This is a genomic window from Kribbella antibiotica, from assembly GCF_004349055.1.
GTDB classification, from domain to species: domain Bacteria; phylum Actinomycetota; class Actinomycetes; order Propionibacteriales; family Kribbellaceae; genus Kribbella; species Kribbella antibiotica.
On record NZ_SMKX01000018.1, the window covers coordinates 40706 to 62992 of the forward strand.

21 protein-coding genes are annotated in these 22287 nt (G+C 67.6%); 9 read left to right on the plus strand and 12 right to left on the minus strand.

Annotated elements, in window-relative coordinates:
- Nucleotides 1-3 precede the first annotated feature (3 nt).
- The 6 genes from E1263_RS08725 to hisD form a co-directional block, all read right to left on the minus strand.
- Entirely contained in the window at nt 4-780 is a 777-nt protein-coding gene (locus E1263_RS08725) for an ABC transporter ATP-binding protein (protein ID WP_132166680.1), read from the minus strand.
- Nucleotides 777-1562, minus strand: a complete 786-nt coding sequence (locus E1263_RS08730) for an ABC transporter ATP-binding protein (protein ID WP_132166681.1) — start codon at nt 1560-1562, stop codon at nt 777-779. Before E1263_RS08730 ends, E1263_RS08725 begins: the two co-directional genes overlap by 4 nt.
- 152 nt (nt 1563-1714) lie before the next feature.
- Nucleotides 1715-2356, minus strand: coding sequence for an imidazole glycerol phosphate synthase subunit HisH (hisH, locus tag E1263_RS08735; protein ID WP_132166682.1), 642 nt, complete (start codon nt 2354-2356; stop codon nt 1715-1717).
- Nucleotides 2353-2952 (minus strand): imidazoleglycerol-phosphate dehydratase HisB, encoded by a 600-nt coding sequence (gene hisB / locus E1263_RS08740; RefSeq protein WP_132166683.1) that lies wholly within the window; start codon nt 2950-2952, stop codon nt 2353-2355. Before hisB ends, hisH begins: the two co-directional genes overlap by 4 nt.
- Nucleotides 2949-4067, minus strand: coding sequence for a histidinol-phosphate transaminase (locus E1263_RS08745; RefSeq protein ID WP_132166684.1), 1119 nt, complete (start codon nt 4065-4067; stop codon nt 2949-2951). The genes hisB and E1263_RS08745 overlap by 4 nt, the downstream gene beginning before the upstream one ends.
- Nucleotides 4067-5392, minus strand: a complete 1326-nt coding sequence (gene hisD / locus E1263_RS08750) for a histidinol dehydrogenase (RefSeq protein ID WP_132166685.1) — start codon at nt 5390-5392, stop codon at nt 4067-4069. Before hisD ends, E1263_RS08745 begins: the two co-directional genes overlap by 1 nt.
- A gap of 275 nt (nt 5393-5667) precedes the next feature.
- On the opposite strand from hisD, the gene E1263_RS08755 reads away from it, so the two are divergent.
- From E1263_RS08755 to E1263_RS08765, 3 genes are read left to right on the plus strand one after another with little or no spacing between them, the layout of a single operon-like run.
- Nucleotides 5668-6336 carry an LON peptidase substrate-binding domain-containing protein gene (locus E1263_RS08755; protein ID WP_132166686.1) on the plus strand — a complete coding sequence of 223 codons (669 nt, stop codon included), beginning with the start codon at nt 5668-5670 and terminating at the stop codon, nt 6334-6336.
- 46 nt (nt 6337-6382) lie between these two features.
- Nucleotides 6383-6619, plus strand: coding sequence for a ribbon-helix-helix domain-containing protein (locus E1263_RS08760; protein ID WP_132166687.1), 237 nt, complete (start codon nt 6383-6385; stop codon nt 6617-6619).
- A 1-nt stretch (nt 6620) separates the two neighbouring features.
- Nucleotides 6621-6923, plus strand: coding sequence for a type II toxin-antitoxin system PemK/MazF family toxin (locus E1263_RS08765; RefSeq protein WP_132166688.1), 303 nt, complete (start codon nt 6621-6623; stop codon nt 6921-6923).
- A gap of 12 nt (nt 6924-6935) precedes the next feature.
- On the opposite strand, the gene ilvD is transcribed toward E1263_RS08765, so the two are convergent.
- Nucleotides 6936-8786 carry a dihydroxy-acid dehydratase gene (gene ilvD / locus E1263_RS08770; protein ID WP_132166689.1) on the minus strand — a complete coding sequence of 617 codons (1851 nt, stop codon included), beginning with the start codon at nt 8784-8786 and terminating at the stop codon, nt 6936-6938.
- A 137-nt stretch (nt 8787-8923) separates the two neighbouring features.
- On the opposite strand from ilvD, the gene E1263_RS08775 reads away from it, so the two are divergent.
- Genes E1263_RS08775 through recQ form a run of 5 tightly spaced genes read left to right on the plus strand, consistent with a single transcriptional unit; the run spans nt 8924 to nt 14074 of the window.
- Nucleotides 8924-9850: an RNA polymerase sigma factor gene (locus E1263_RS08775; protein ID WP_132166690.1), complete on the plus strand. Its 927-nt coding sequence runs from the start codon at nt 8924-8926 to the stop codon at nt 9848-9850.
- Nucleotides 9851-9904: 54 nt separating this feature from the next.
- On the plus strand, nt 9905-10918 hold the full coding sequence (locus E1263_RS08780; RefSeq protein ID WP_132166691.1) for an SAM-dependent methyltransferase: 1014 nt from the start codon (nt 9905-9907) through the stop codon (nt 10916-10918).
- Between the two features lie 9 nt (nt 10919-10927).
- On the plus strand, nt 10928-11785 hold the full coding sequence (locus E1263_RS08785) for an AraC family transcriptional regulator (protein ID WP_132166692.1): 858 nt from the start codon (nt 10928-10930) through the stop codon (nt 11783-11785).
- Nucleotides 11782-12192 carry a VOC family protein gene (locus E1263_RS08790; RefSeq protein WP_132166693.1) on the plus strand — a complete coding sequence of 137 codons (411 nt, stop codon included), beginning with the start codon at nt 11782-11784 and terminating at the stop codon, nt 12190-12192. Before E1263_RS08785 ends, E1263_RS08790 begins: the two co-directional genes overlap by 4 nt.
- Before the next feature lie 46 nt (nt 12193-12238).
- Nucleotides 12239-14074: a DNA helicase RecQ gene (gene recQ, locus E1263_RS08795; RefSeq protein ID WP_132166694.1), complete on the plus strand. Its 1836-nt coding sequence runs from the start codon at nt 12239-12241 to the stop codon at nt 14072-14074.
- 39 nt (nt 14075-14113) lie between these two features.
- Here recQ and E1263_RS08800 read toward each other — a convergent pair whose 3' ends face one another.
- Nucleotides 14114-15001 carry a LysR family transcriptional regulator gene (locus tag E1263_RS08800; protein WP_132166695.1) on the minus strand — a complete coding sequence of 296 codons (888 nt, stop codon included), beginning with the start codon at nt 14999-15001 and terminating at the stop codon, nt 14114-14116.
- A gap of 95 nt (nt 15002-15096) precedes the next feature.
- On the opposite strand from E1263_RS08800, the gene E1263_RS08805 reads away from it, so the two are divergent.
- On the plus strand, nt 15097-15798 hold the full coding sequence (locus E1263_RS08805) for an SDR family oxidoreductase (protein ID WP_132166696.1): 702 nt from the start codon (nt 15097-15099) through the stop codon (nt 15796-15798).
- Here E1263_RS08805 and E1263_RS08810 read toward each other — a convergent pair.
- The 4 genes from E1263_RS08810 to dnaE form a co-directional block, all read right to left on the minus strand.
- Nucleotides 15795-16154: a VOC family protein gene (locus E1263_RS08810; protein ID WP_132166697.1), complete on the minus strand. Its 360-nt coding sequence runs from the start codon at nt 16152-16154 to the stop codon at nt 15795-15797. The two genes, E1263_RS08805 and E1263_RS08810, sit on opposite strands and share 4 nt — an antisense overlap.
- A gap of 128 nt (nt 16155-16282) precedes the next feature.
- The gene (locus E1263_RS08815) at nt 16283-17929 is read right to left on the minus strand and encodes a DUF3352 domain-containing protein (RefSeq protein WP_132166698.1); all 1647 of its coding nucleotides are present in this window, start codon (nt 17927-17929) and stop codon (nt 16283-16285) included.
- Between the two features lie 51 nt (nt 17930-17980).
- Nucleotides 17981-18550 (minus strand): hypothetical protein, encoded by a 570-nt coding sequence (locus E1263_RS08820; protein ID WP_238161133.1) that lies wholly within the window; start codon nt 18548-18550, stop codon nt 17981-17983.
- Nucleotides 18551-18639: 89 nt separating this feature from the next.
- Nucleotides 18640-22194, minus strand: a complete 3555-nt coding sequence (gene dnaE / locus E1263_RS08825; RefSeq protein ID WP_132166700.1) for a DNA polymerase III subunit alpha — start codon at nt 22192-22194, stop codon at nt 18640-18642.
- Between the last annotated feature and the right edge of the window lie 93 nt (nt 22195-22287).

The window sequence follows — 22287 nt, forward strand, 5'->3', positions numbered from 1 at the left end:
TCCTCATGACTCCACCCGGTGCTCTTCGCCGAGGTAGGCGCGGATGACGTCAGGGTCGGTCGCGACCTCCGTCGGCGTACCGGTACGGATCGGGCGGCCGAAGTCGATCACCATGATCCGGTCGGCCAGGTCCATCACCAGGCCCATGTCGTGCTCGACCATCACCATCGGCAGCCCGAGGTCATCGCGGATGTCGAGGATGAACCGGGCCATGTCCTCGGTCTCCTCCTGGTTCATCCCGGCGACCGGCTCGTCGAGCAGCAGCAACTTCGGTTCGGCGGCCAATGCGCGGCCGAGTTCGACCCGCTTCTGAACGCCGTACGGCAGCAGGCCGACCGGGTGCCGCCGCCATTGCGCCAGCTCGAGGAAATCGACGATCTCCTCGACGGCGTGCCGATTGGCCAGCTCGCTACGGCGGGCCTTGCCGATCCAGCCGAACGCCGCGAGGACGCCGTACGGGTGATGGTGGTGCCGGCCGAGCATCAAGTTGTCGAGCACGGTGAGGTTGGAAAACAGCTCGATGTTCTGAAAGGTGCGCGCGACCCCGAGACGGGCGATTTGGTGCGGCCGGCGGCCGAGCAGGCTCACACCGTCGAATCGCACCGTGCCACGCTGCGGTCGATACACACCCGACAGCACGTTGAAGATCGAGGTCTTCCCCGCGCCGTTGGGACCGATCACCGCGAACAGTTCGCCCGGATCCACGCTGAAGCTCACGCCGTCCAGCGCCCGTACGCCGTCGAAGCTGAGCATCACATCGTCGAACGTGAGGATGCTCATGACAGCCACCGCTTCCGGCGGCGATAGTGCTTCACATCGCGGAATGACTTCGCCGCCCCCTCCGCACCGAGGCCCAGGTAGAACTCCCGTACGTCGCCGTCCGCGAGGAGATCGGCGGCCGGCTTGTCCATCACGATCGAGCCGTTCTCCAGCACATACCCGTGCTGCGCGATCGAGAGCGCCATCGCCGCGTTCTGCTCAACCAGCAGCACGGTCGTGCCCTGCTGGTTGATCTGGACGATCACATCCCGGATCTGCTGCACGATCATCGGCGCCAAGCCGAGACTCGGCTCGTCGAGCAGCAGGTATCTCGGGTCGGACATCAACGCACGCCCGATCGCGAGCATCTGTTGCTCCCCACCCGACAGGTATCCGGCAGGCCGATGCCGCCGTCCCGCGAGGACCGGGAACAGCTCGTACGTGCGATCGAGGTTCTTCCGGATCGAGCGCGGCGTGACGTGACCGCCGATCCGCAGGTTCTCCTCGACGGTGAGATCGGCGAGAATCCGCCGGCCCTCCAGGACCTGTTTGATGCCCAGGGCAGCGATCCGGCTGGCGCCGTAGCCGTGGATCGGCTCACCGTCGAGAGTGATCGACCCGCGTCGTACCGCACCGTCGTGCACGTCCAGCAGGCCGGACAGCGCGCGCAACAGAGTGGACTTGCCGGCGCCGTTGGCCCCCAGCAGGGCAACGATCTGCCCTTGCGGGACCTCGAGGCCGACGCCCCGCAGCACCAGCATCACATCGTCGTAGACGACCTCGAGATTCTTCGCTGCCAGCACCCGGCCTCCCGGATCCCCAGTGTTCCCATCACCTTGGCGAGTGAGTGTGGCACCGCCATTGGGTACTGAGAAGGGCTGGCAGCCCGGAAAGCGGACACGCTCCCCAAACCGTGACCGACCGGTCAGGGGTGAAACCAGTTAGACCACTGGTACTACAGGGAGCGGACCCAGTTCTCCAGGACTGTCGCGCCTGCGTCGCCGGACTTCTCCGGGTGGAACTGGGTGGCGGTCAGCGGGCCGTTCTCGACCGCGGCCACAAAGGCATCACCGCCGTACGTCGTCCGGGTGACCAGCGGCGTGACCGACTCGCGGGTGTCGTTGAGCTCCCAGGTGCGGACGCCGTACGAGTGGACGAAGTAGAAGCGTTCCTTGTCGACACCCTCGAACAACCGCGTGCCGGCCGGTACGTCGATGGTGTTCCAGCCCATGTGCGGAACCGGCTGACCCTCGGTCGGCTGGAGGCGCTCGACTGTGCCTGGCCACTGGTCGCAACCGTCGGTCTCGACGCCGTGCTCGATACCGCGGGCGAACAGGATTTGCATGCCGACGCAGATGCCGAGGACCGGGCGGCTGCCGGTCAGGCGGCGGTCGATGATCGCGTCGCCGCGGACTGCCTTCAGGCCGGCCATACAGGCGGCGAAGGCGCCGACGCCGGGGACCAGGAGGCCGTCGGCGTTCAGCGCTTCGTCGTAGTCCGAGGTGACGGTGACATCGGCGCCAACCCGTTGCAGGGCTCGCTCCCCGGACCGGATGTTGCCCGATCCGTAGTCGAAGAGGACGACCTTCTTGCTCACAGGGCGCCCTTGGTGGACGGGATCCCCGGCTGCCGCGGGTCGAGCTCGGCGGCGGCGCGCAACGCGCGGGCGAAGGCCTTGAACTGTGCCTCGACGATGTGGTGCGGGTCGCGGCCGGACAGCACCCGGATGTGGATGCAGATCGCGGCGTTGAACGCGAGCGTCTCGAAGACGTGCTGGGTCAGCGAACCGGCGTAGTCGCCACCGATGATCGCGTAGACCTGACCGTCGGGCTCGCCGGTGTGCACGCAGTACGGGCGGCCGGACAGGTCGACCGTGCAGTGCACGAGCGCCTCGTCGAGCGGCACGGTCGCGTCGCCGAAGCGCCGGATGCCCTTCTTGTCGCCCAGCGCCTCTTTCAGCGCCTGGCCGATACCGATCGCGGTGTCCTCGACCGTGTGGTGCGCGTCGATCTCGAGGTCGCCGACCGTGTTCACGTGCAGGTCGAGCAGCGCGTGCTTGGCCAGCGCGTTGAGCATGTGGTCGTAGAAGCCGACCCCGGTCGAGATGTCGGCCCGGCCAGTCCCGTCCAGGTCGAGCTCGATCAGGACCTTGGACTCGCTCGTCTCGCGATCGATCCGTGCAGTGCGGGTCATGACAACCTTCCCGTGTCTGTCTTGAGGATGCGCTCCAGTGAAGCGCGGAACGCGGCCATCTCCTCGCCCGTGCCGATCGAGACCCGCAGCCAGCCGTCCGGGCCGGTCTCGCGGATCAGGATGCCGTCGTCGAGCAGCGTCTGCCAGACCGCGTGCCGGTCGGCGAAGGTGCCGAAGAGGACGAAGTTCGCGTCCGAGTCGACCGCGCGCAGACCAAGGCTGCGCAGCCAGTCGACCGTTTCGTCGCGCTCGATGCGCAACTGCTCGACCCGGCCGAGCAGCTCGTCGGAGTGCCGCAACGCGGCCCGGGCGACCGCCTGGGTCACGGCGGACAGGTGATAAGGCAGCCGGACGATCCTCAACGCGTCGACCAATTGGTTGCTCGCGGCAAGGTATCCGACCCGGCCGCCGGCCAGGGCGAACGCCTTCGACATCGTCCGCGCGACGGCAAGATTCGGGTACGACGGCAACAACGAGAGCGCGCTCGGAGTCCCGGTCCGGCGGAATTCGCCGTACGCCTCGTCGACGACCAGTACGGCGCCGGTCGCGGCCGTGCGAGCCGCCAATGCCTCGACGACCTGGATCGGGAGCGCCGTACCGGTGGGGTTGTTCGGTGAGGCGAGCAGCACGATCGACGGGCGGTGTCGCGAGATCGCGGCGAGCGCCTTGGACTGGTCGAGCGTGAAGTCCTCGGAGCGGCGGCCCGTAACCCAAGCAGTGTTGGTGTTTCGGGCGTACTCCGGGTACATCGAGTAGGTCGGCGCGAAGGACAGCGCCGTCCGGCCCGGGCCGCCGAAGGCCTGCAGGATGTGCAGCATGACCTCGTTGGAACCGTTCGCCGCCCAGATCTGCTCGGGCGCCAGCTGCGCTCCGGACTCACGGCCGAGGTAGGCGGCGAGGTCGGCCCGCAGGTCGAGAAATTCGCGGTCCGGGTAACGGTTGAGGCCGCGTGCGGCGTCGGTCACCGAGGCCGCGATATCCGCGACGACCGCCTCACTCGGGCTGTACGGGTTCTCGTTGACGTTCAGCAGGATCGGTACGTCGAGCTGCGGGGCGCCGTACGGCTCAAAGCTTTTGAGCTCCTCGCGGATCGGTAATCCGTCAAAGCGACTCATCAAATAGCTCCGGGGAAGCGGACGGAGACGGCTGCGCCGTGGGCGGGCAGGTCTTCGGCGTTGGCGAGGGCAACTACGTGGCCGGCGACCTCTTCGAGGGCGTCGCGCGAGTAGTTGATGACGTGCATGGCCTTCAGGAAGCTGCGCACGGACAGGCCGGACGAGTGGCACGCGCAGCCCGCGGTCGGGAGAACGTGGTTCGATCCGGCGCAGTAGTCGCCGAGCGAAACCGGCGACCAGCCGCCGACGAAAATCGCGCCTGCGTTGGTGATCCGGGCCGCGCGCTCCTCGGCGTCGACGGTCTGGATCTCCAGGTGCTCGGCCGCATACGCATCCACGAGCGCAGTGCCCTGGTCGAGATCATCCACCAGTACGACGGCCGACTGCTGACCGTTGAGTGCCTCGAGCACGCGCTCGCGGTGCTTGGTCTGCGCGACCTGGATCGGCAGCTCAGCCTCGACTGCCGCGGCCAGGGCCTCGCTCGGAGTGACCAGGACCGACGCGGCCATCGGGTCGTGCTCGGCCTGGCTGATCAGATCCGCGGCGACGTGCTGCGCGTTGGCGGAGTCGTCGGCGAGGATCGCGATCTCGGTCGGGCCGGCCTCGGAATCGATGCCGACCTCACTCTGGAGGAACCGCTTCGCGGCAACGACGTAGATGTTGCCGGGGCCGGTGACCAGGTTGACCTTGCGGCAACCGTCGAAGCCATACGCGAAGCCGGCGATCGCCTGCGCGCCGCCCATCGCGTAGACCTCGGTGATGCCGAGCATCTCGCACACGGCGAGCACAGTCGGGTGCGGCAGGCCACCGAACTCCTTCTGCGGCGGCGATGCCACTGCCAGCGAAGGCACACCGGCAACCTGCGCCGGGACGACGTTCATGACAACGCTGGATGCCAGCGGGGCGCGCCCGCCCGGGACGTACAGTCCGACGCGCTGCACCGGAACGAAGCGCTGGACGACTCGGCCGCCCGGTGCCGGCTCGGAGGCGATATCGGCGGTCTTCTCGTCCTCGCTGACCTCGCGGACCCGACGGATCGACTCCTCGAACGCCGCCCGCACGGTCGGGTCCAGCTCCGCCAGCGCGGTCTTCAGCGCCACCGCCGGAACCCGGATGTCCTCCACCCGCACATGGTCGAACTTCTCGCCGTACTCCCGGATGGCCTCGAGTCCACGATGGCGGACGTCCAGACACAGGGGTCGGACGACGTCGAGAGCCTTCTCGACGTCGAACACGGCTCGGGGGACGAGGGCGTTCACTTCGGCTTGGAGGTCGGAGACCTCACCGGCCGCCACTCGGCCCCGCAGGTCGACGCGGCGAATCATGGGCCCAGTCTAGTGCTGACGCGTCGTGCCTCCGACCGCATATCCAGTGTTCGAGCGTCACGCCCCGTCACGCCACGTACTGAGATGAGTTGTCCACTAGGGCATGCCTGGCGGTCCCGCGCCGTAGCGAGCATGTGCTCGGTGCGGTAGCTCGGCGTGCTGGGGCGAAGGCCTCGATGCTTTTCCATCGTGGCCTTTGCACCAGCGCGGCGAGGTGCCGTGCCGAGTGCAGCGCAGTAGGCGTGGGACCGCCAGGCATGGCCTAGGCTCCTTATATGGACTCCCGCCTGCCGCTGCTCACTGTCGACACGGTGATCTTTCCTGGGCTGGTGCTCCCGATCCCGGTCACCGACGTCCAGGGGCGCGCGGTGATCCGCGACCTGGTCGAGAACGGTGGCGAGATGGCCTGCGGCGCCCTCGCCGTCCGCGACGGCTACGAGCTCGGCGAACGTGTCTTCCGCTCTCTCTACGGCACCGGCTGCTCGGCCACGATCTCCGAGATCCGCCTGGACGCCGACGACGACGGCCCGGTCGAGATCACGCTGACCGGCAATCGCCGCTTCAAGGTCGCCGAACTCGACGGCGGCGGCGACTACCTGGTCGCCGACGTCGAATGGCTCGACGAAGAGCTCGGCGAGGACCCCCTCGGCGCCGCCACGATCGCGGTCGGCCGCTTCCGCAAGTACGCCGAAGCCGTCTCCGCCATCAGCCGCCCCGGCCTCCACCTAGGCGACCTCCCCGACGACCCCAGCACCCTGTCCTACCTGATGTCCGCCGCCATGACGCTCCTAACGCCGGACCGCCAAAAACTCCTCGAAGCCACCGACACCACCAACCGTCTCACCCAGCTGGTCGGCTTCCTGGACTCGGAGCTCTCCGCCATCACCGCGCTCCCCTCCCTCCCCGCCACCGACCTCAGCTGGTCCAGCATGTCGCCGAACTGAGCCGCGACCGCTACCGAAGTGAATCCCGGGGCGGTATGGTTTTGGTATGAGCAAGCAGATTACGGTGCGGCTGCCGGATGAACTCGTGGAGTTCATGGACCAACTGGTGGCGACGGACAAGGCGACGAGCCGGGCTTCGGTGGTGGCTCGGGCGATGGAGCGTGAGCGGCGGCGGGAGCTGGCGACGCGCGATCTGGCGATTCTGGCGGAGTACGGCGAAGATCCCGAGCTCGAGGGATTGGCGTCGGCCGTGTCCGGGACCGCGTTGAACGACCTCGACTGAGATGCGGCCGCTGCACATCGCCCGGCTGGACAAGCCGCGGCCGGTGGTCGTGCTCACGCGCGAGCTGATTCGCCCGCGGTTGACCAATGTCACCGTTGCGCCGATCACCAGCACCATCCGTGGGCTCTCCACCGAGGTGCTCGTCGGCCCGCAGAACGGGCTCGACCACGCGAGCGCCATCTCCTGCGACAACATCCAGACGATCCCGAAGTCTCACCTCGGCCGCCTGATCGGCTACCTGCACCCCGACCAGGAACCAGCCCTGGCCGAGGCCATCAGTCTCGCCTTCGATCTGGAGATCTAGGGACTTGGAGATTTAGCCGAGCTTGCTGACATCCCGTACGGCGCCCTTGTCGGCGCTCGTCGCCATGGCGGCGTACGCGCGGAGCGCCTGCGACACCTTCCGCTCGCGGTTCTTCGGGGCGTAGACACCGCCCAGCGCCGTACGGCGGACTTCCAGCTCGGCGTCGTCGACCAGCAGCTCGATGGAGCGGTTCGGGATGTCGATGCGGATCTGGTCGCCGTCCTGGACGAGCGCGATCGTGCCACCCGAGGCGGCTTCCGGAGAAGCGTGCCCGATCGACAGGCCCGACGTACCGCCGGAGAACCGGCCGTCGGTCACCAGGGCGCAGACCTTGCCCAGGCCGCGGCCCTTCAGGAACGACGTCGGGTAGAGCATCTCCTGCATCCCCGGCCCACCCTTGGGACCTTCGTAGCGGATCACCACGACGTCACCCGGCTGGATCTGCTTGGCCAGGATCTTCTCGACCGCTTCGTCCTGCGACTCGCACACCACCGCGGGGCCCTGGAAGGTCCAGATCGACTCGTCCACACCGGCGGTCTTCACGACACAGCCGTCGACGGCCAGGTTGCCCTTCAGTACGGCGAGTCCGCCGTCCTTGGAGTAGGCGTGCTCCAGGTCGCGGATGCAGCCACCGGCCGCGTCCGTGTCCAGCGTCTCCCAACGCTCCGACTGCGAGAACGCGGTCGCGGACCGCTTGCAGCCCGGCGCCGCGTGCCACAGCTCAACGGCCTCGGCCGACGGCGAGCCGCTGCGCACATCCCAGTTCTTCAGCCAGTCACCGATCGATGCGCTGTGCACGGTGTGGATGTCTTCGTTCAGCAGGCCGGCCCGGTAGAGCTCGCCCAGGATCGCCGGGATGCCACCAGCGCGGTGCACATCCTCCATGTAGTACGTGCCGCCAGGAGCAACGTTCGGCGCGACCTTCGCCAGGCACGGCACCTTGCGCGACACCGCGTTGATGTCGTCCAGGTCGAAGTCGACCTCGGCCTCCTGCGCCGCGGCCAGCAGGTGCAGGATCGTGTTCGTCGATCCGCCCATCGCGATGTCCAGCGCCATCGCGTTCTCGAATGCGAGGCGCGAGGCGACGGTCCGCGGCAGCACGGTCTCGTCGTCGGTTTCGTAGTACCGCTTGGTGATCTCGACGACCGTGCGGCCCGCGTTCTCGTACAGCGCCTTGCGGGCGGTGTGCGTGGCCAGCACCGAACCGTTGCCGGGCAGCGCCAGACCGATCGCCTCGACCAGGCAGTTCATCGAGTTCGCGGTGAACATGCCCGAACACGACCCGCAGGTCGGGCAGGCGTTCTCCTCGATCCGCTGGATGTCCTCGTCGGAGACGTTCTCGTTGACGGCCTCGGACATCGCGTCGATCAGGTCGAGCTTGCGCACGGTCCCGTCGACCAGCGTCGCCCGGCCGGCCTCCATCGGGCCACCGGAGACGAACACGGTCGGGATGTTCAGCCGGAGCGCGGCCATCAGCATGCCCGGGGTGATCTTGTCGCAGTTCGAGATGCAGACCAGCGCGTCCGCGCAGTGCGCCTCGACCATGTACTCGACCGAGTCGGCGATCAGGTCCCGCGAAGGCAGGCTGTAGAGCATGCCGCCGTGCCCCATCGCGATCCCGTCGTCGACGGCGATCGTGTTGAACTCGCGCGCGATGCCGCCGGCCTGCTTGATCGCCTCGGAGACGATCCGCCCGACCGGGGCGAGGTGCGTGTGGCCGGGGACGAACTCGGTGAAGCTGTTCGCCACCGCGATAATCGGCTTCCCGAAGTCCCCACGGTCTACGCCGGAGGCCATCATGAGGGCGCGGGCGCCCGCCATGTTGCGGCCGTGGGTGACGGTACGGGACCTCAGATCAGGCACGAGAATCTCCAAGTTCTAGAGCTGGACGAACTCAGTCCATGGTGCCACTCGTCGTCCGAATGCCGAAACGCCGGTCCCGTATGACGGATTCCTGACGCTCCTGAGCGGGGTGAACCGGTGCCGCTATCGTGTTGTTCATGGACGACTCCGAGCTGGTGCGGGCGGCGCAGGCGGGCGACATCAGTGCGCTCGGCACGCTGCTGGCCGGGCACCGCGCCCGGATGGCGGCAGTTGCGATCGCGGTCGTTGGCGCAGGAGCGGATGCGGACGACGCAGTGCAGGAGGCGATGACGGTCGCGCTCGCCCGGATCGGCGACGTACGCGATCCGGCTGCAGTCGGCCCGTGGCTGCGTCAGGTGGTCCGCAACGCTTGCCTCACGTACCTGCGCGCCCGGCAACCACTCCCTCTCGACGAGCAACTGCACGCCGTACTGCCGTCGACCGAGCCCGACCCAGCCGAGCTGCTGGAGCGCCATGCCACACGGGACTGGGTCTGGCGTGCGCTGGAGGACCTGTCGCCACCGCTGCGGCTCGTGATGATGCTGCGGCACTTCAGTGGCGTGACGGCGTACCAGGACATCGCTGACGCCTGCGGCATCCCAGTGGGCACAGTGCGCAGCCGCCTGGCCAAGGCGCGCGGTCAGCTGAGCGCCAGCCTGCTGGCCACGGCCGACGACTGCCATAGCGACGTGAGCGCACTAGCCGCCGTACGGCGCAGTGAGGTCGAGGAGACGTTGGCTGCGGCGGAGCGGGGAACGCTGGCTGAGGTGCTGGCGGCGCACTGGTCGCCCGGCGCGACTTACACCTGGTCAGGCGGGCAGGGCGACGCCAACTCTTTCCTGCGCGGCATGTACGGCGACATCGCCGACGGCGTCCGTGGCCGGATCACCAATGTGCTTGCCAGCCAGGACGTCACGGTCAGCGAGATCAACCTGATCAACCCGCCCGAGGACCCGCTGCACTGCCCGCCGACCGTGGTCTGGGTGCAGCACCTGCGAGACAGCCAGGTGTGTGACCTGCGGCTGTTCCACCAGCCCCGGCTGGAGAACGCCCTTTCTGCGTGACGCAGACCACAAGCAATCCCGCGAACTCCTGACCTGCTCACGCATCCTGTTGGTGTGAGCAACCAAGACGATCAACTCGCACGCTTCGCTCTTGCCGGAGAGGCCCGGGACGTGGTCAAGGCTTGGGTCGACGGCGCCCAGGTCCTGTCCCTCGTGACCGCGCTCCGCGACAAGGGCTGGACGACGTACCTCACCGAACCGCGGACGCTCGAGGCGCTGACCGACTTCTCCGGTCTGCCGCCGCAGCGCGTGGCTGACCTCGTCGGCGCGCTTGAGGCGAACGGCGTCGTGACGTACGGCGACACAGTCCAGCTGACCGATGCGTTCGCAGCACTCGTGGCTGACGACGCCTACATCAGTCTGGACGATGCGCTCGACCAGGCGGAGCTGCTGACTCGCATGGTGCGGACTGCGGCCGAGGAGCCTGGTGCGCTGCCGCTGTCTGATGCGGACGCGCTGGTCACCGCGCGTGCCACCGGCGGGAAGGGCACGCCGATCACGGCGGCGCTCTACGACAAGCTCTTTCTGCCGCAGATCCCGGAGCTGGCAGAGCTGATCCACACCGATCGCTTCCTCGACGTCGGCTGCGGTGTCGCCGGTGCGACCACGACGCTGGCCGGACTGTTCCCCGACCTTCGCGGTACGGCGATCGAGCTGATCCCCACCGTGGCTGCCGAGACACAGCGCCGGATCGACGTACTGGGCGTGGGCGATCGAGTCGACCTCAAGGTGATGGATGCGCGGGACTTCGACGAGAAGGACGTGTACGGCTCGGCCTTCTGGGCGCAGCCGTTCTTCCCGGCCTCGACCCGGCAGGCCACGCTCGAGATGATCCTGCGCGCCCTACGGCCGGGCGGAATCCTGTTCGTCCAGGAGATGGAACCACTGCCCGATGACGCTGGGCGACCGTCGTACACGCTGCGTCGGCTGGTCGCTCAGGGTTGGGGCGTGCCGTTCGGCAGGACCGCCGAGGAGCTGACCGCGGAAGCAGTGGAGGTCGGGTTCGAGCTGGTCCGGATCGCGCAGACCGACTTCGGACGCATGGTTCTTGTCCGTAGGCCCCTCTAGATTGGTGGCATGGCAGGGTTCACGCACGTTCATCGTGAAGTGCACCCCGCTCTGCGCCCGTTTGTCGGCGATCTGAGCGGCTATGCGTACGACGGTGAGCCGCCGGCGCTGCATCGCGGCCTACCGTCGCAGTATCTGACGCTGGTGATCACGATGGACGAGCCGCTCGGGATCACCTGGCCGGGTGAACCCGCCGGCAAGTACGACGCCGGCGTTGGTGGGCTGCATTCGCGTGCGGTCCATGTCGGCGGGTCGCCGAGCCGATCCGGCGTTCAGATGGCGCTGACACCGGCCGGGTCGCGGGCGCTGCTCGGATTGCCGCCTGGTGAGCTGGCGTGGCGGGTGGTCGAGCTGGACGAATTCATTGGGCCCTCGGCGCGCATGCTGGTAGAGCAGATGCGCGAGGCCGGGAGCTGGGCGGCGCGGTTCGATCTGCTGGAAGACGCGTTGCTGCGGCGATGGGCCGCTCCCCCGGCGTGCGCCCGTACTTCGATGACGCCGCGGGCGGAAGTTGATTGGGCCTGGCGGCGGTTGCGCGAGACGCATGGTGGGCTTGGCGTGCAGGAGCTGGCGACCGAGGTCGGGTGGAGCCGGCGGCATCTCACCGATCGGTTCACCGCCGAGTTCGGGCTGGCGCCGAAGGTGGCAGGCCGGGTGCTGCGCTTCGAGCAGGCGGTCGCGCGGTTGCGCCGAGAGCCCGGAGTGCGGCTTGCGGAGCTGGCGGCCGAGCTCGGGTACGCCGATCAGGCGCATCTGACGCGGGAGTGGCAGGCGATTGCCGGATGCTCGCCGCGGCAATGGATCGCGGAAGAGCTCCCAAACGTTCAAGACCTGTCGGCCCTGGAGGTTGCACAGTCAGGGGTATGACATCTCTGACGAAGACAGTCGGCGTCTGGCCGACCCTGGTGTATCTCGACGGCCAGGCTGCTCTGAAATTCCTGACTGATGGACTCGGCTTCCAGCTCGTCGCGTCGTACGCCGGTACGGCGGAAGGCTCGGTGGCACACTCCGAACTGCTGTGGCCGGCTGGTGGTGGCGTGATGGTGAGCTCGACCGATGCGCAGTCCGAGCCGAACGAGTTCACGTTGCTCGCCGACCAGGCCCAGTCGGTCTATCTCGTGCACGACGACCCGGACACGTTGATCGGACGAGCGATCGGGGCGGGAGCGATCGTCGTACGGGGTCTGCAGGACAGCGACTACGGATCGCGAGGGTTCACGGTGCGCGATCCGGAGGGGAATCTGTGGAGTATCGGAACGTATGCGGGCGAGTAAGGGGTTTCCGGCGATTCGGGCTCGGCGAGCTGCCTAGAATCGCGGGGTGACAGAAACGACTGACGCTCTGCCCACCGAAGCTTTGGAAGTGTTGCGCCGTACCTTCGGGTACGACGCCTTCCGTGGCGAGCAGGGCGACATCATCGACACGGTGATCGGCGGCGGCGACGCGCTGGTGCTGATGCCGACCGGTGGCGGGAAGTCGCTGTGTTACCAGATTCCTTCCCTCGTGCGGTCGGGTGTCGGCGTCGTGATCTCACCGCTGATCGCGCTGATGCAGGACCAGGTCGACGCCTTGACCGCGCTCGGTGTCCGGGCCGGGTTCCTGAACTCGACGCAGGACTTCGAGCAGCGGCGGGAGGTCGAGCAGGCGTTCCTGTCCGGTGAGCTGGATCTGCTCTACCTCGCGCCCGAGCGGCTGCGGGTCGAGGCGACGACCCGGTTGCTCGACCAGGGCAAGATCGCGCTGTTCGCGATCGACGAGGCGCACTGTGTGTCCCAGTGGGGCCACGACTTCCGGCCCGACTACCTGATGCTGTCGGAGCTGCACGAGCGCTGGCCCGACGTGCCGCGGATCGCGCTGACCGCCACGGCGACCGAGGCGACCCATCAGGAGATCGCGACCCGGCTGAACCTGACGGATGCCAAGCACTTCGTCGCGAGCTTCGACCGGCCGAACATCCACTACCGGATCGTGCCGAAGGACAACCCTCAGCGACAGTTGCTCGACCTGCTGCGGACCGAACATCCTGGCGACGCGGGCATCGTCTATTGCCTGTCCCGCAACAGTGTTGAGAAGACCGCGGCCTTCCTGACCCAGAACGGGATCGAGGCCGTTCCGTACCACGCCGGTCTCGACAGCCGGGTCCGCTCGCGCAATCAATCGCGGTTCCTGCGCGAGGACGGGCTGGTCGTGGTTGCGACCATCGCGTTCGGGATGGGGATCGACAAGCCGGATGTCCGGTTCGTCGCCCATCTGGATCTGCCGAAGTCGGTCGAGGGCTACTACCAGGAGACCGGCCGCGCCGGTCGTGACGGCCTGCCGTCGACCGCCTGGCTCGCGTACGGCCTGCAGGATGTCGTCCAGCAGCGCAAGATGATCGACACCTCCGAAGGCGACCTCGCCCACCGCCGCCGCCTGAGCGCGCACCTCGACGCGATGCTCGCGCTGTGCGAGACCGTGTCCTGCCGGCGTTCCCAACTGCTCGCGTACTTCGGTCAGCACGGCGACGCCTGCGGCAACTGCGACACGTGCAACACGCCGCCGGAGTCGTGGGACGGCACGATCCCTGCCCAGAAGCTGCTCTCGACCATCTACCGCCTGCAGCACGAGCGGAACCAGAAGTTCGGCGCCGGCCAGGTGATCGACATCCTGCTCGGCAAAGAAACCGAGAAGGTCAGACAGTTCCGCCACGAACAACTCTCCGTCTTCGGCATCGGCACCGAGCTGAAGGACACCGAGTGGCGCGGCGTCATCCGCCAGCTGCTCGCCCAACGCTTCCTCACCGTCGAAGGCGACTACGGCACCCTCGTCCTCACCGACGACAGCGCCGAGGTCCTCGGCCGCCGCCGCGAAGTGATGATGCGCCGCGAGCCCGAGCGCACCAAGTCGAAGTCCCGCTCCAGCAGCGGCAAGAAGTCCCCCGCCGCCGACCTCCCGGCCGAGCTGGTCCCGGTCTTCGAACGCCTCCGCAGCTGGCGCGCCGCCGTCGCCAAGGAACAAGGCGTCCCCGCCTACGTCATCTTCCACGACGCCACCCTCCGCCAGATCGCCATCGACCTGCCGACCAGCCTGTCCGCCCTCGGCACCATCAGCGGCATCGGCGAAAACAAACTCGCCAAGTACGGCGACGGAGTCCTGGAGGCCCTCGCCGAGGAATAGGTGTCGATTCGGCGTGCTCCCCGCCGCCACCCACATCCGCTACCGGGTCCTCAGGTGAGGGGTCCAATCGATGGTGTCCGCGAGGGCGGCGAAGTCCTGGATCGCGCGGGAACGCCGAGACGCGAGCCAGGCCAGGCAAACCTTGTTGGGGCCGATGTCGTTCACCGGTACGGCGCTCACGTCCGGCCGCTGGTAGTAGGCCGCGACCGAGACCGGCAGGATCGAGATGCCGCGACCACTCGCGACGTGTTCGAGCTTTTCCTCCACGCTGTTCGCCGCGGGCACCGGCCGGGGCCGGCCGGACCGTAGTTCGAGCGCGATGTCGCGCCACTCCGGCACCTGGTCGGGGTGCTGCAGCAGGTGCTCGTCGGCGAGATCAGCGATATCGAGCGAGGTCTTGTCCGCAAGCCGGTGATCGGCGGGCAGCACGGCCACCCGTGGTTCGTCGAACAGGGGCCGGACGCTCAGCCCACGCTGCTCGATCGGCAGCCGGACCACGCTCACGTCGGCACGGCCGTCGTACAGGACCTGGATCTGATCGACCCAGGTCGTCCGGAGCACCTCGACCTCGGTTTCGGGCCGGAGCGCCTCGAACGCCCGCACGGCCGGGGTCACGGTCAGGCCCGGCATGAAGCCGATCGTGAAGGTCTTGGGGCCGCGGGCCGTCTGCGCGACACGGCGACGGAGGGCCTCGGCTGAGCTGAGCAGCGGCCTCGCGTCGTCGAGGAGTTGGCGGCCGGCTGGAGTGAGCTCGGTTGAGCGTTTGGTGCGGGCGAACAGTTGGGCGCCGAGCTCATGCTCGAGAGCCCGGATCTGCCGCGACAGCACGGGCTGCGCGATATGCAGACGCTCGGCCGCGCGCCCGAAATGCAGCTCCTCGGCGACCGCGACGAAGTACCGCAGCTTGCGGAGATCCACGTCCGTCATACCTTCAGGGTATTACAGACGCCCGAACAGGTCTTGGACCGCGACCACCCCGCGGGCGCATCGTGGCAGGGAACCCCAACCACGAAAGGCTCATCATGACTTTGCAGGACCAGCGCGTCGTCCTCCTCGGCGGTACGTCGGGCATCGGGCTGGCCACCGCCCGCCTCGCCGCCGACCACGGCGCCACCGTGATCGTTGCCTCCAGCAACCCTTCGTCGGTCAAGAGAGCACTGGCCGAGCTGCCGGCGACCGCCTCCGGTACGGCGGTCGACCTGACCGATCCGGCAGCCGTCACCGACTTCTTCGCCGGGCTCGACCCGTTCGACCACCTCGTCTACACCGCCGGTGAAGCCCTGAGCCTGCTCGAGGTCCGCTCGCTGGACCTCGCCCGCGCCCGGCAAGCCTTCGAACTCCGGTACTTCGGCGCCCTGCAAGCCGTTCACGCAAGTGTCAGCAAGATCCGCCCGGGCGGATCCATCGTCCTCACCAGCGGTACAGCGGCCGATCGCCCCGCCGCGGGCTGGTCGGTCGCGGCCAGCATCTGCGGTGCCGCCGACTCACTCGTTCGCTCTCTCGCCGTCGAATTGGCGCCGCTGCGCGTGAACGCAGTCAAGCCTGGCATCGTCCGCACGCCCTTGTGGCCCGACGGATTCGACTACGACGCCGCCGCCGAATCCGTCCCGGTCGGCCGGATCGGCGAGCCCGAGGACATCGCCGAGGCCTACGTCTTCCTGATGAACCAGCACTACGCCACCGGCTCCATCGTCACTGTCGGCGGCGGCAACGTGCTCGTCTAGTCCTGTACGACGTACAACGTGTTGCCGTCGAGGTCGCGGAAGCTGAACATCGGCGGCACCCCGGGCCAGGACAGCAGCTCGCTCGTGCTCACCTGCTCGTCGACCAGGTGCTGATGAGCGACCGCGGCATCCGGCGTACCGAGACGGATGCCTGTATCGACAGACCCAGCCCCAGGCGTGAGCGCAAGATTCGCCCCGCCATCGGGAGCCGCGACGACGATCCAGCGGCCGCCGAGCTGCGGCAGGGGTGCATCCACCACCAGCGTGAAGCCGAGGGTCTTGGTGTAGAACTCCAGCGCCCGGTCCTGGTCGGTGACGGGGATGCCGACGGTGTGCGCGCTCGTGAAGTGGTTCATGGTCTCTCCTGTGGGGTGAAAGGTGCTGTCACCACAGAGGTAGAAGCCGGCCGGGAGATTTCGACATCATGCCCACAAGAAAACCCCGGACGACCGCAGGTGCGGCCGTCCGGGGCTTGCAGTCAGTGTTACTTGGCGACGACGCGGAGCGTGAACTCGCTCTCGAAGTTGCCGGTGTTGCGGGCTGCGACGCCCGCGGAGCGGAGCGCCTTGACGTCGGCGTTGGACTTCTCACCCAGCGACTCCATGACGCCGTTCACTGCGTCGAAGTCGACGTACGCGAGCATCGTGGCGCCCTGCACGTTCGGCAGTGCGGCCTTGAAGCCCTCGGACTGACCGAGGTTGCCGCCCTGCAGGACCTTGCCGGCGTACTCCTTGTCGGTGGCAACGACGAGGGTGTCCCCGTCCTTGGCCGTCTGAAGCTGCACCGGAACCGGCGACTGCTTGAGCAGCGTGGTCACCTTCGCGAGCACGGCCTCGGCCTTGGCCGGGTCGGTCTCGAGCCGGGCGGCGATCTTCGGGCCCGCCGAGGCGTCCTTGTCGGCGACAACCGACAGGTTCTTGCCGAACAGCGCCTTCAGATCATCCGGCAGCTTCAGGCCGCTGCTCTCGGCGAACGTCTGCACGAGGTCGTTGATCTCAGGGGTCTGCTGCAAGGTCTTCCAGACCTGGTCGATCGACGAGTCGACACCGGAGACACTGATCGCCGCGGCCGTCGTATCCGGCAGCTTGGTGAACAGCTCGCTCGCGTCGGACGCCTTGGCGACAAGCTCGGTGTCGGTCTTGGTGATGCCCTTGAGCTCGACGTACTGCGCGTCGAAACGGAGCGCGGCGGCCATCGTGCCGCTACCCACCGGGTTCACCTTGGCCGGACCGATTTCGCCGGCCAGCTTGGCGATCCCGCTCAGGTCCGCCCACAGCGTGGCGAAGCCAGGCTCGCCGAGCTTCTCCAGGTCGGCCTGGTACTTGGCGTTGTCGGCCAGCGAACCGGCCTTCGTCGCCGCCACCGCGGCGTCGACCTCGGCCTGGGTCTCACTGACCAGCAGGTAGCCGTCGGTGAAGGCACGGCCGAGCTTCTCGCCCGGCTTGCTGCCCTTGTCGAGCGTCGCGATGGCCGCCTTCTCGTCGGTGGCCTCCACCGCGAAGACGACGGTCGGCTCCTTCTTGGCCTCGGCCTTCGGGAGCACCGCGACGCCGATCCGGTCGCCCATCCACGGCTTGACGTCCTTGTCGTAGTCGACGTCCTTCAGGTCGCCACTCTTGTCCTCGGACTTCACTGCCTCGAAGAGCTTCTGGCGCAGGTCGTCCTTGTCGCCGGTCAGCTTGAGCTTGTCCTTGGCGGACGGGAACTTCATCAGGAACCGGAGCGCGGCGAGCTTCTGGCCCGCCGACGGGTTCAGGTCCACGCGCAGGTAGCCGATCGCCGTACCGGGCAGCACAGTATCCGGCTGCTTGCCGCCGTTGAGCTTGCCGTAGGCAAAGATTCCGCCGCCGGCCACGACGACCACCATGGCCAGGGCCGCGATGATCGGGATGAGCTTGCCGCGCTTCTTCGCCGGCGGCTCCGGCTGCCACTGGCCACCCATCTGCACCTGCTCATAGGGAGCATTCGGCGGCGGGAACTGGCCCTGCGGCTGCTGCTGATAGGGCTGCTGGCCCTGGTACGGCTGCTGGCCCTGGTACGGCGGCTGCTGCGGCGGCCCCCCGGCACCTGGGTATTGCGGACCACCCTGACCCGGGAACTGCGGGCCGGGCGGAGTGTTCTGGTCAGACATCAACTTCCCCCTCGTACGGACCGATGGCCTCACCCACCGGACCAGGACACCCTAGTGCACCGGGGGGTTGCCCTCTGACGCAACAGGTTCCGAACCGGTTGCAACCGGTTCGGCCCGCCAGGTCGTGGCCGCAATCACCGCAGCGGCCAGCGCAGCACCTACCAACCAGGCCGCCGCCGGCGTCCAGGTGTGCAGCTCGAGTGGCGCCGCGACCAGGTCGCCAGGCTTCGCAGCCTCCAGCCGCTCGGTCAGCGGATCGTGCCCGAGCAGCATCCCGACACCCCAGGAAACGCCGGACCCCAGGCAAGCCCCCAGTACGACGACTGCCACCGACCACGGGCCGTAGTTCCGCAACCACCAGAACAGCGCGCCACCCAGCAGGAACGCAGCTACGAACCCGATCGCGGTGAACGTGCCGTCCGGCCCGAACACCCGGGTCATCTGCTCTTCGCCCAGCGCCCCGCCCTGCTCATCCACCGTGTACTGCGCCAGCGGCGAGAACTGCTGCCAGGCCCAGCCGCCCACCACACCGGCGACCAGAAACACCACCACAGTCACCAGAATCGCCTTGGCCCACGGCATCACCGGCTCGGGCGCCGGCGGCGTACCGAAAGGATTCATTTGCGGCTGCGCCAGCCATGGCGAAGGCTGCCCGTAGACAGGCCTCGGGGGTAGGGAGTCACTCACCTCGACAGTGTGCCGCATAACCCCTACCCGGCCAGGCAGGAGGGGCCGAGCAGCGCTTTCAGGTCGGCCATCAGGGATGACGTGGGAGTGACGCGGAAGCGGTCACCGATCCGCATGACGGTGGTTTTCTGCCGCGCCTCCAGGCGGAGCTGCACCTCGGTCATCCCGGGGTGGGCGTGCAGGATGTCGCGGAGCTGGTCGACCACCGGCTTGGTGCAGCGGGTGACAGGCATCGTGATGACGACAGGGCCGCTGGGACCTTCGGTGAGGTCGGGGACGACGACCTCGTCGCCGCTCAGCTCGACGCGGTCCTCGCGGCGGCGGATGCGACCCTTCATCAAGATGATCGCGTCGTTGCTGAGCAGGTGCGCATGCAGCTGGTACGCCGAGGAGAACATCATCACCTCGATCGAACCTTCGAGGTCCTCGATGGTGACGATCGCGTAGATGTCACCGCGCTTGTTCACCTTGCGCTGGACCGCGGTGACCAGGCCGCCGATCGTGACCCGAGTCCCATCCGGCCGGTCCTCGTCGGACAAAAGCTGCCCGATCGTGCAATCCGTGCCGTTGGTGAGGACGTGCTCGACGCCGAACAGCGGATGGTCGGAGACGTACAGACCGAGCATGTCGCGCTCGTGGGCGAGCTTGGTCGCCTTGTCCCACTCCTCGATCTCGGGCACCCGCACCGACAACCGGCTGTTCACTTCGCCGTCTGCGCCGGCCGGCTCGTCGTCGCCCATCGAGAACAGGTCGAACTGGCCGTGCGCCTCGTTCCGCTTGAGATCGATCGCCTCGTCGACGGCCTGCTCGTGGACCGCGACCACCGCGCGCCGGGCGTGGTTCATCGAGTCGAACGAACCGGCCTTGCCCAGTGATTCGATGACGCGCTTGTTGCAGACCGGCAGCGAGACCTTGTCGATGAAGTCGACGAAGTCGCTGAACCGGCCCTTCTCCTCGCGGGCCGCGACGATCTCGGCCACCACGTTGACACCGACGTTGCGGATCCCGGACAGGCCGAACCGGATGTCGGTCCCGACCGGGGTGAAGTTCGAGTCGGACTCGTTCACGTCCGGCGGGAGCACCTTGATCCCCATCCGGCGGCACTCGTTCAGGTAGATGGCCATCTTGTCCTTGTCGTCCTTCACGGACGTCAGCACGGCAGCCATGTACTCGGCCGGGTAGTTCGCCTTCAGATAGGCGGTCCAGTACGAGACCAGCCCGTACGCCGCGGAGTGCGCCTTGTTGAACGCGTAGTCGGAGAACGGCAGCAGGATGTCCCACAGCGCCTTGATCGACTCCGGGGAGTACCCGTTCGACTTCATGCCCTCGGCGAAGCCGACGTACTCGGCGTCCAGCACCTCGCGCTTCTTCTTGCCCATCGCCCGGCGGAGCAGGTCCGCCTTGCCCAGCGAGTAGCCGGCCAGGCGCTGGGCGATCTCCATCACCTGCTCCTGATACACGATCAGGCCGTAGGTGACGCCGAGCACCGGCTCGAGGGCTTCCTCGAGCGAGTCGTGCGGATAGCTGATCGCCTGCTGGTTGTTCTTGCGCAGCGCGTAGTTCGTGTGGCTGTTCGCGCCCATCGGGCCCGGCCGGTAGAGCGCCGTACTCGCGGAGATGTCCTCGAAGTTGTCCGGCTTCATCAGCCGCAGCAGCGCCCGCATCGGGCCACCGTCGAACTGGAAGACGCCCAGCGTGTCACCGCGGGCCAGCAGGTCGTACGTCGGCTGGTCGTCCAGCGACTTGCTCAGCGCGTCGAGGTCGATCGTGATGCCGTGCGCGGCCTGGATGTTCTTGACCGCGTCGTCCATGATCGTCAGGTTGCGCAGACCCAGGAAGTCCATCTTGACCAGGCCGAGCGTCTCGCAGCTCGGGTAGTCGAACTGGGTGATGATCTGGCCGTCCTGGTCGCGGCGCATGATCGGGATCAGCTCGATCAGCGGCTCGCTGGACATGATCACGCCGGCCGCGTGCACACCCCACTGGCGCTTCAGGTTCTCCAGGCCGCGGGCGGTGTCGACGATCTTGCGGACGTCCTGGTCGGACTCGTAGAGCTGACGGAACTCGCCGGCCTCGGAGTAGCGCTTGTGGCTTGAGTCGAAGATGCCGGACAGCGGCACGTCCTTGCCCATCACCGCGGGCGGCATCGCCTTGGTGATCCGGTCACCCATCGCGAACGGGTAGTCGAGCACCCGGCCCGCGTCCTTGATCGCCTGCTTGGCCTTGATCGTTCCGTAGGTGACGATCATCGCGACCCGGTCGTCGCCGTACTTCTCGGTGACGTAGCGGATCACCTCGGGGCGGCGGCGGTCGTCGAAGTCGATGTCGAAGTCGGGCATCGACATACGTTCCGGGTTCAGGAAGCGCTCGAAGAACAGACCGTGCAGCAGCGGGTCCAGGTCGGTGATCTTCATCGCGTACGCGCACATCGAACCGGCACCGGAACCACGGCCCGGGCCGACCCGGATGCCGTTGGCCTTGGCCCAGTTGATGAAGTCGGCGACGACGAGGAAGTAGCCGGCGTACCCCTTGGAGGTGATGACCTCGAGCTCGTAGTCGGTCCGCTTGCGGACCGGGTCCGGGATGCCTTCGGGGTAGCGGTAGTGCAGCCCGGTCTCCACCTCGGCGATGAACCAGGACTCCTCGTTGTGCCCCTCCGGGCAGGGGAAGCGCGGCATGAACCGGCCCTCCCCCTCGGTGAAGCTGACGTCGCACTGCTCGGCGATCAGCAGCGTGTTGTCACACGCCTCCGGGAAGTCCTTCCAGACCTCGCGCATCTCGGCCGCGGTCTTCACGTAGAACTCGTTGGCGTCGAACTTGAACCGGTTCGGATCCGAGAGCGTCGAGCCGGACTGCACACACAGCAGCGCCGCGTGCGCGGTGGCGTCCTCGGCCTTGGTGTAGTGCAGGTCGTTGGTCGCGACCAGCGGCAGGCCGAGTTCCTTGGCCAGCCGCAGCAGGTCACCCTGGATGTCCCGCTCGATGCCGAGGCCGTGGTCCATCAGCTCGCAGTAGTAGTTCTCCTTGCCGAAGATGTCGCGGAACTCCGACGCGGCCTCGATCGCCTTGTCGTACTGCCCGAGCCGCAACCGCGTCTGCACCTCGCCCGACGGGCATCCGGTGGTCGCGATCAGGCCCTTGCCGTAGGTCTGCAGCAGCTCGCGGTCCATCCGGGGCTTGAAGTAGTAGCCCTCGAGACTGGCCAGCGAGCTCATCTTGAACAGGTTGTGCATCCCGGACGTGTTCTTCGCGAGCAGCGTCATGTGGGTGTACGCACCCGAACCGGAGACGTCGTTGCGGCCCGAGTTCGCGTCGCCCCACTTGACCCGTTTGCGCTCGGTCCGGTGCGTGTGCGGCGTCAGGTACGCCTCGACACCGATGATCGGCTTCACGTCGTACTTCTTCGCGGTCTTCCAGAACTCGTAGGCCCCGAAGACGAACCCGTGGTCGGTGGTCGCGATCGCCGGCTGGCCCATCTCCTGGGCCGCTTTGAACAGCTCGTCGATCCTTGCCGCGCCATCCAGCATCGAGTACTCGGTGTGCACGTGTAGGTGCACGAAACTGTCGCTGGAACCCATATCGGCGCGGACCTCCCAGGGCGTGATTGAGCAAGACTGGAGCAGCCTAATCCGCGCCACCGACAGTTTTGAATCGGCACCCCGGGACGGACG

Excerpts from the sequence above, each read along its gene's own strand:
- E1263_RS08775 (WP_132166690.1), top strand. The coding sequence starts at position 8,924 with ATGGACGACTCCGAGCTGGTGCGGGCGGCGCAGGCGGGCGACATCAGT.
- E1263_RS08745 (WP_132166684.1), bottom strand. The coding sequence starts at position 4,067 with ATGAGTCGCTTTGACGGATTACCGATCCGCGAGGAGCTCAAAAGCTTT.
- E1263_RS08800 (WP_132166695.1), bottom strand. The coding sequence starts at position 15,001 with ATGACGGACGTGGATCTCCGCAAGCTGCGGTACTTCGTCGCGGTCGCC.
- hisB (WP_132166683.1), bottom strand. The coding sequence starts at position 2,952 with ATGACCCGCACTGCACGGATCGATCGCGAGACGAGCGAGTCCAAGGTC.
- E1263_RS08725 (WP_132166680.1), bottom strand. The coding sequence starts at position 780 with ATGAGCATCCTCACGTTCGACGATGTGATGCTCAGCTTCGACGGCGTA.
- E1263_RS08785 (WP_132166692.1), top strand. The coding sequence starts at position 10,928 with ATGGCAGGGTTCACGCACGTTCATCGTGAAGTGCACCCCGCTCTGCGC.
- E1263_RS08765 (WP_132166688.1), top strand. The coding sequence starts at position 6,621 with ATGCGGCCGCTGCACATCGCCCGGCTGGACAAGCCGCGGCCGGTGGTC.
- E1263_RS08815 (WP_132166698.1), bottom strand. The coding sequence starts at position 17,929 with ATGTCTGACCAGAACACTCCGCCCGGCCCGCAGTTCCCGGGTCAGGGT.
- E1263_RS08760 (WP_132166687.1), top strand. The coding sequence starts at position 6,383 with ATGAGCAAGCAGATTACGGTGCGGCTGCCGGATGAACTCGTGGAGTTC.
- E1263_RS08810 (WP_132166697.1), bottom strand. The coding sequence starts at position 16,154 with ATGAACCACTTCACGAGCGCGCACACCGTCGGCATCCCCGTCACCGAC.
- E1263_RS08820 (WP_238161133.1), bottom strand. The coding sequence starts at position 18,550 with ATGAATCCTTTCGGTACGCCGCCGGCGCCCGAGCCGGTGATGCCGTGG.
- dnaE (WP_132166700.1), bottom strand. The coding sequence starts at position 22,194 with ATGGGTTCCAGCGACAGTTTCGTGCACCTACACGTGCACACCGAGTAC.
- E1263_RS08790 (WP_132166693.1), top strand. The coding sequence starts at position 11,782 with ATGACATCTCTGACGAAGACAGTCGGCGTCTGGCCGACCCTGGTGTAT.
- E1263_RS08805 (WP_132166696.1), top strand. The coding sequence starts at position 15,097 with ATGACTTTGCAGGACCAGCGCGTCGTCCTCCTCGGCGGTACGTCGGGC.
- hisD (WP_132166685.1), bottom strand. The coding sequence starts at position 5,392 with ATGATTCGCCGCGTCGACCTGCGGGGCCGAGTGGCGGCCGGTGAGGTC.
- E1263_RS08755 (WP_132166686.1), top strand. The coding sequence starts at position 5,668 with ATGGACTCCCGCCTGCCGCTGCTCACTGTCGACACGGTGATCTTTCCT.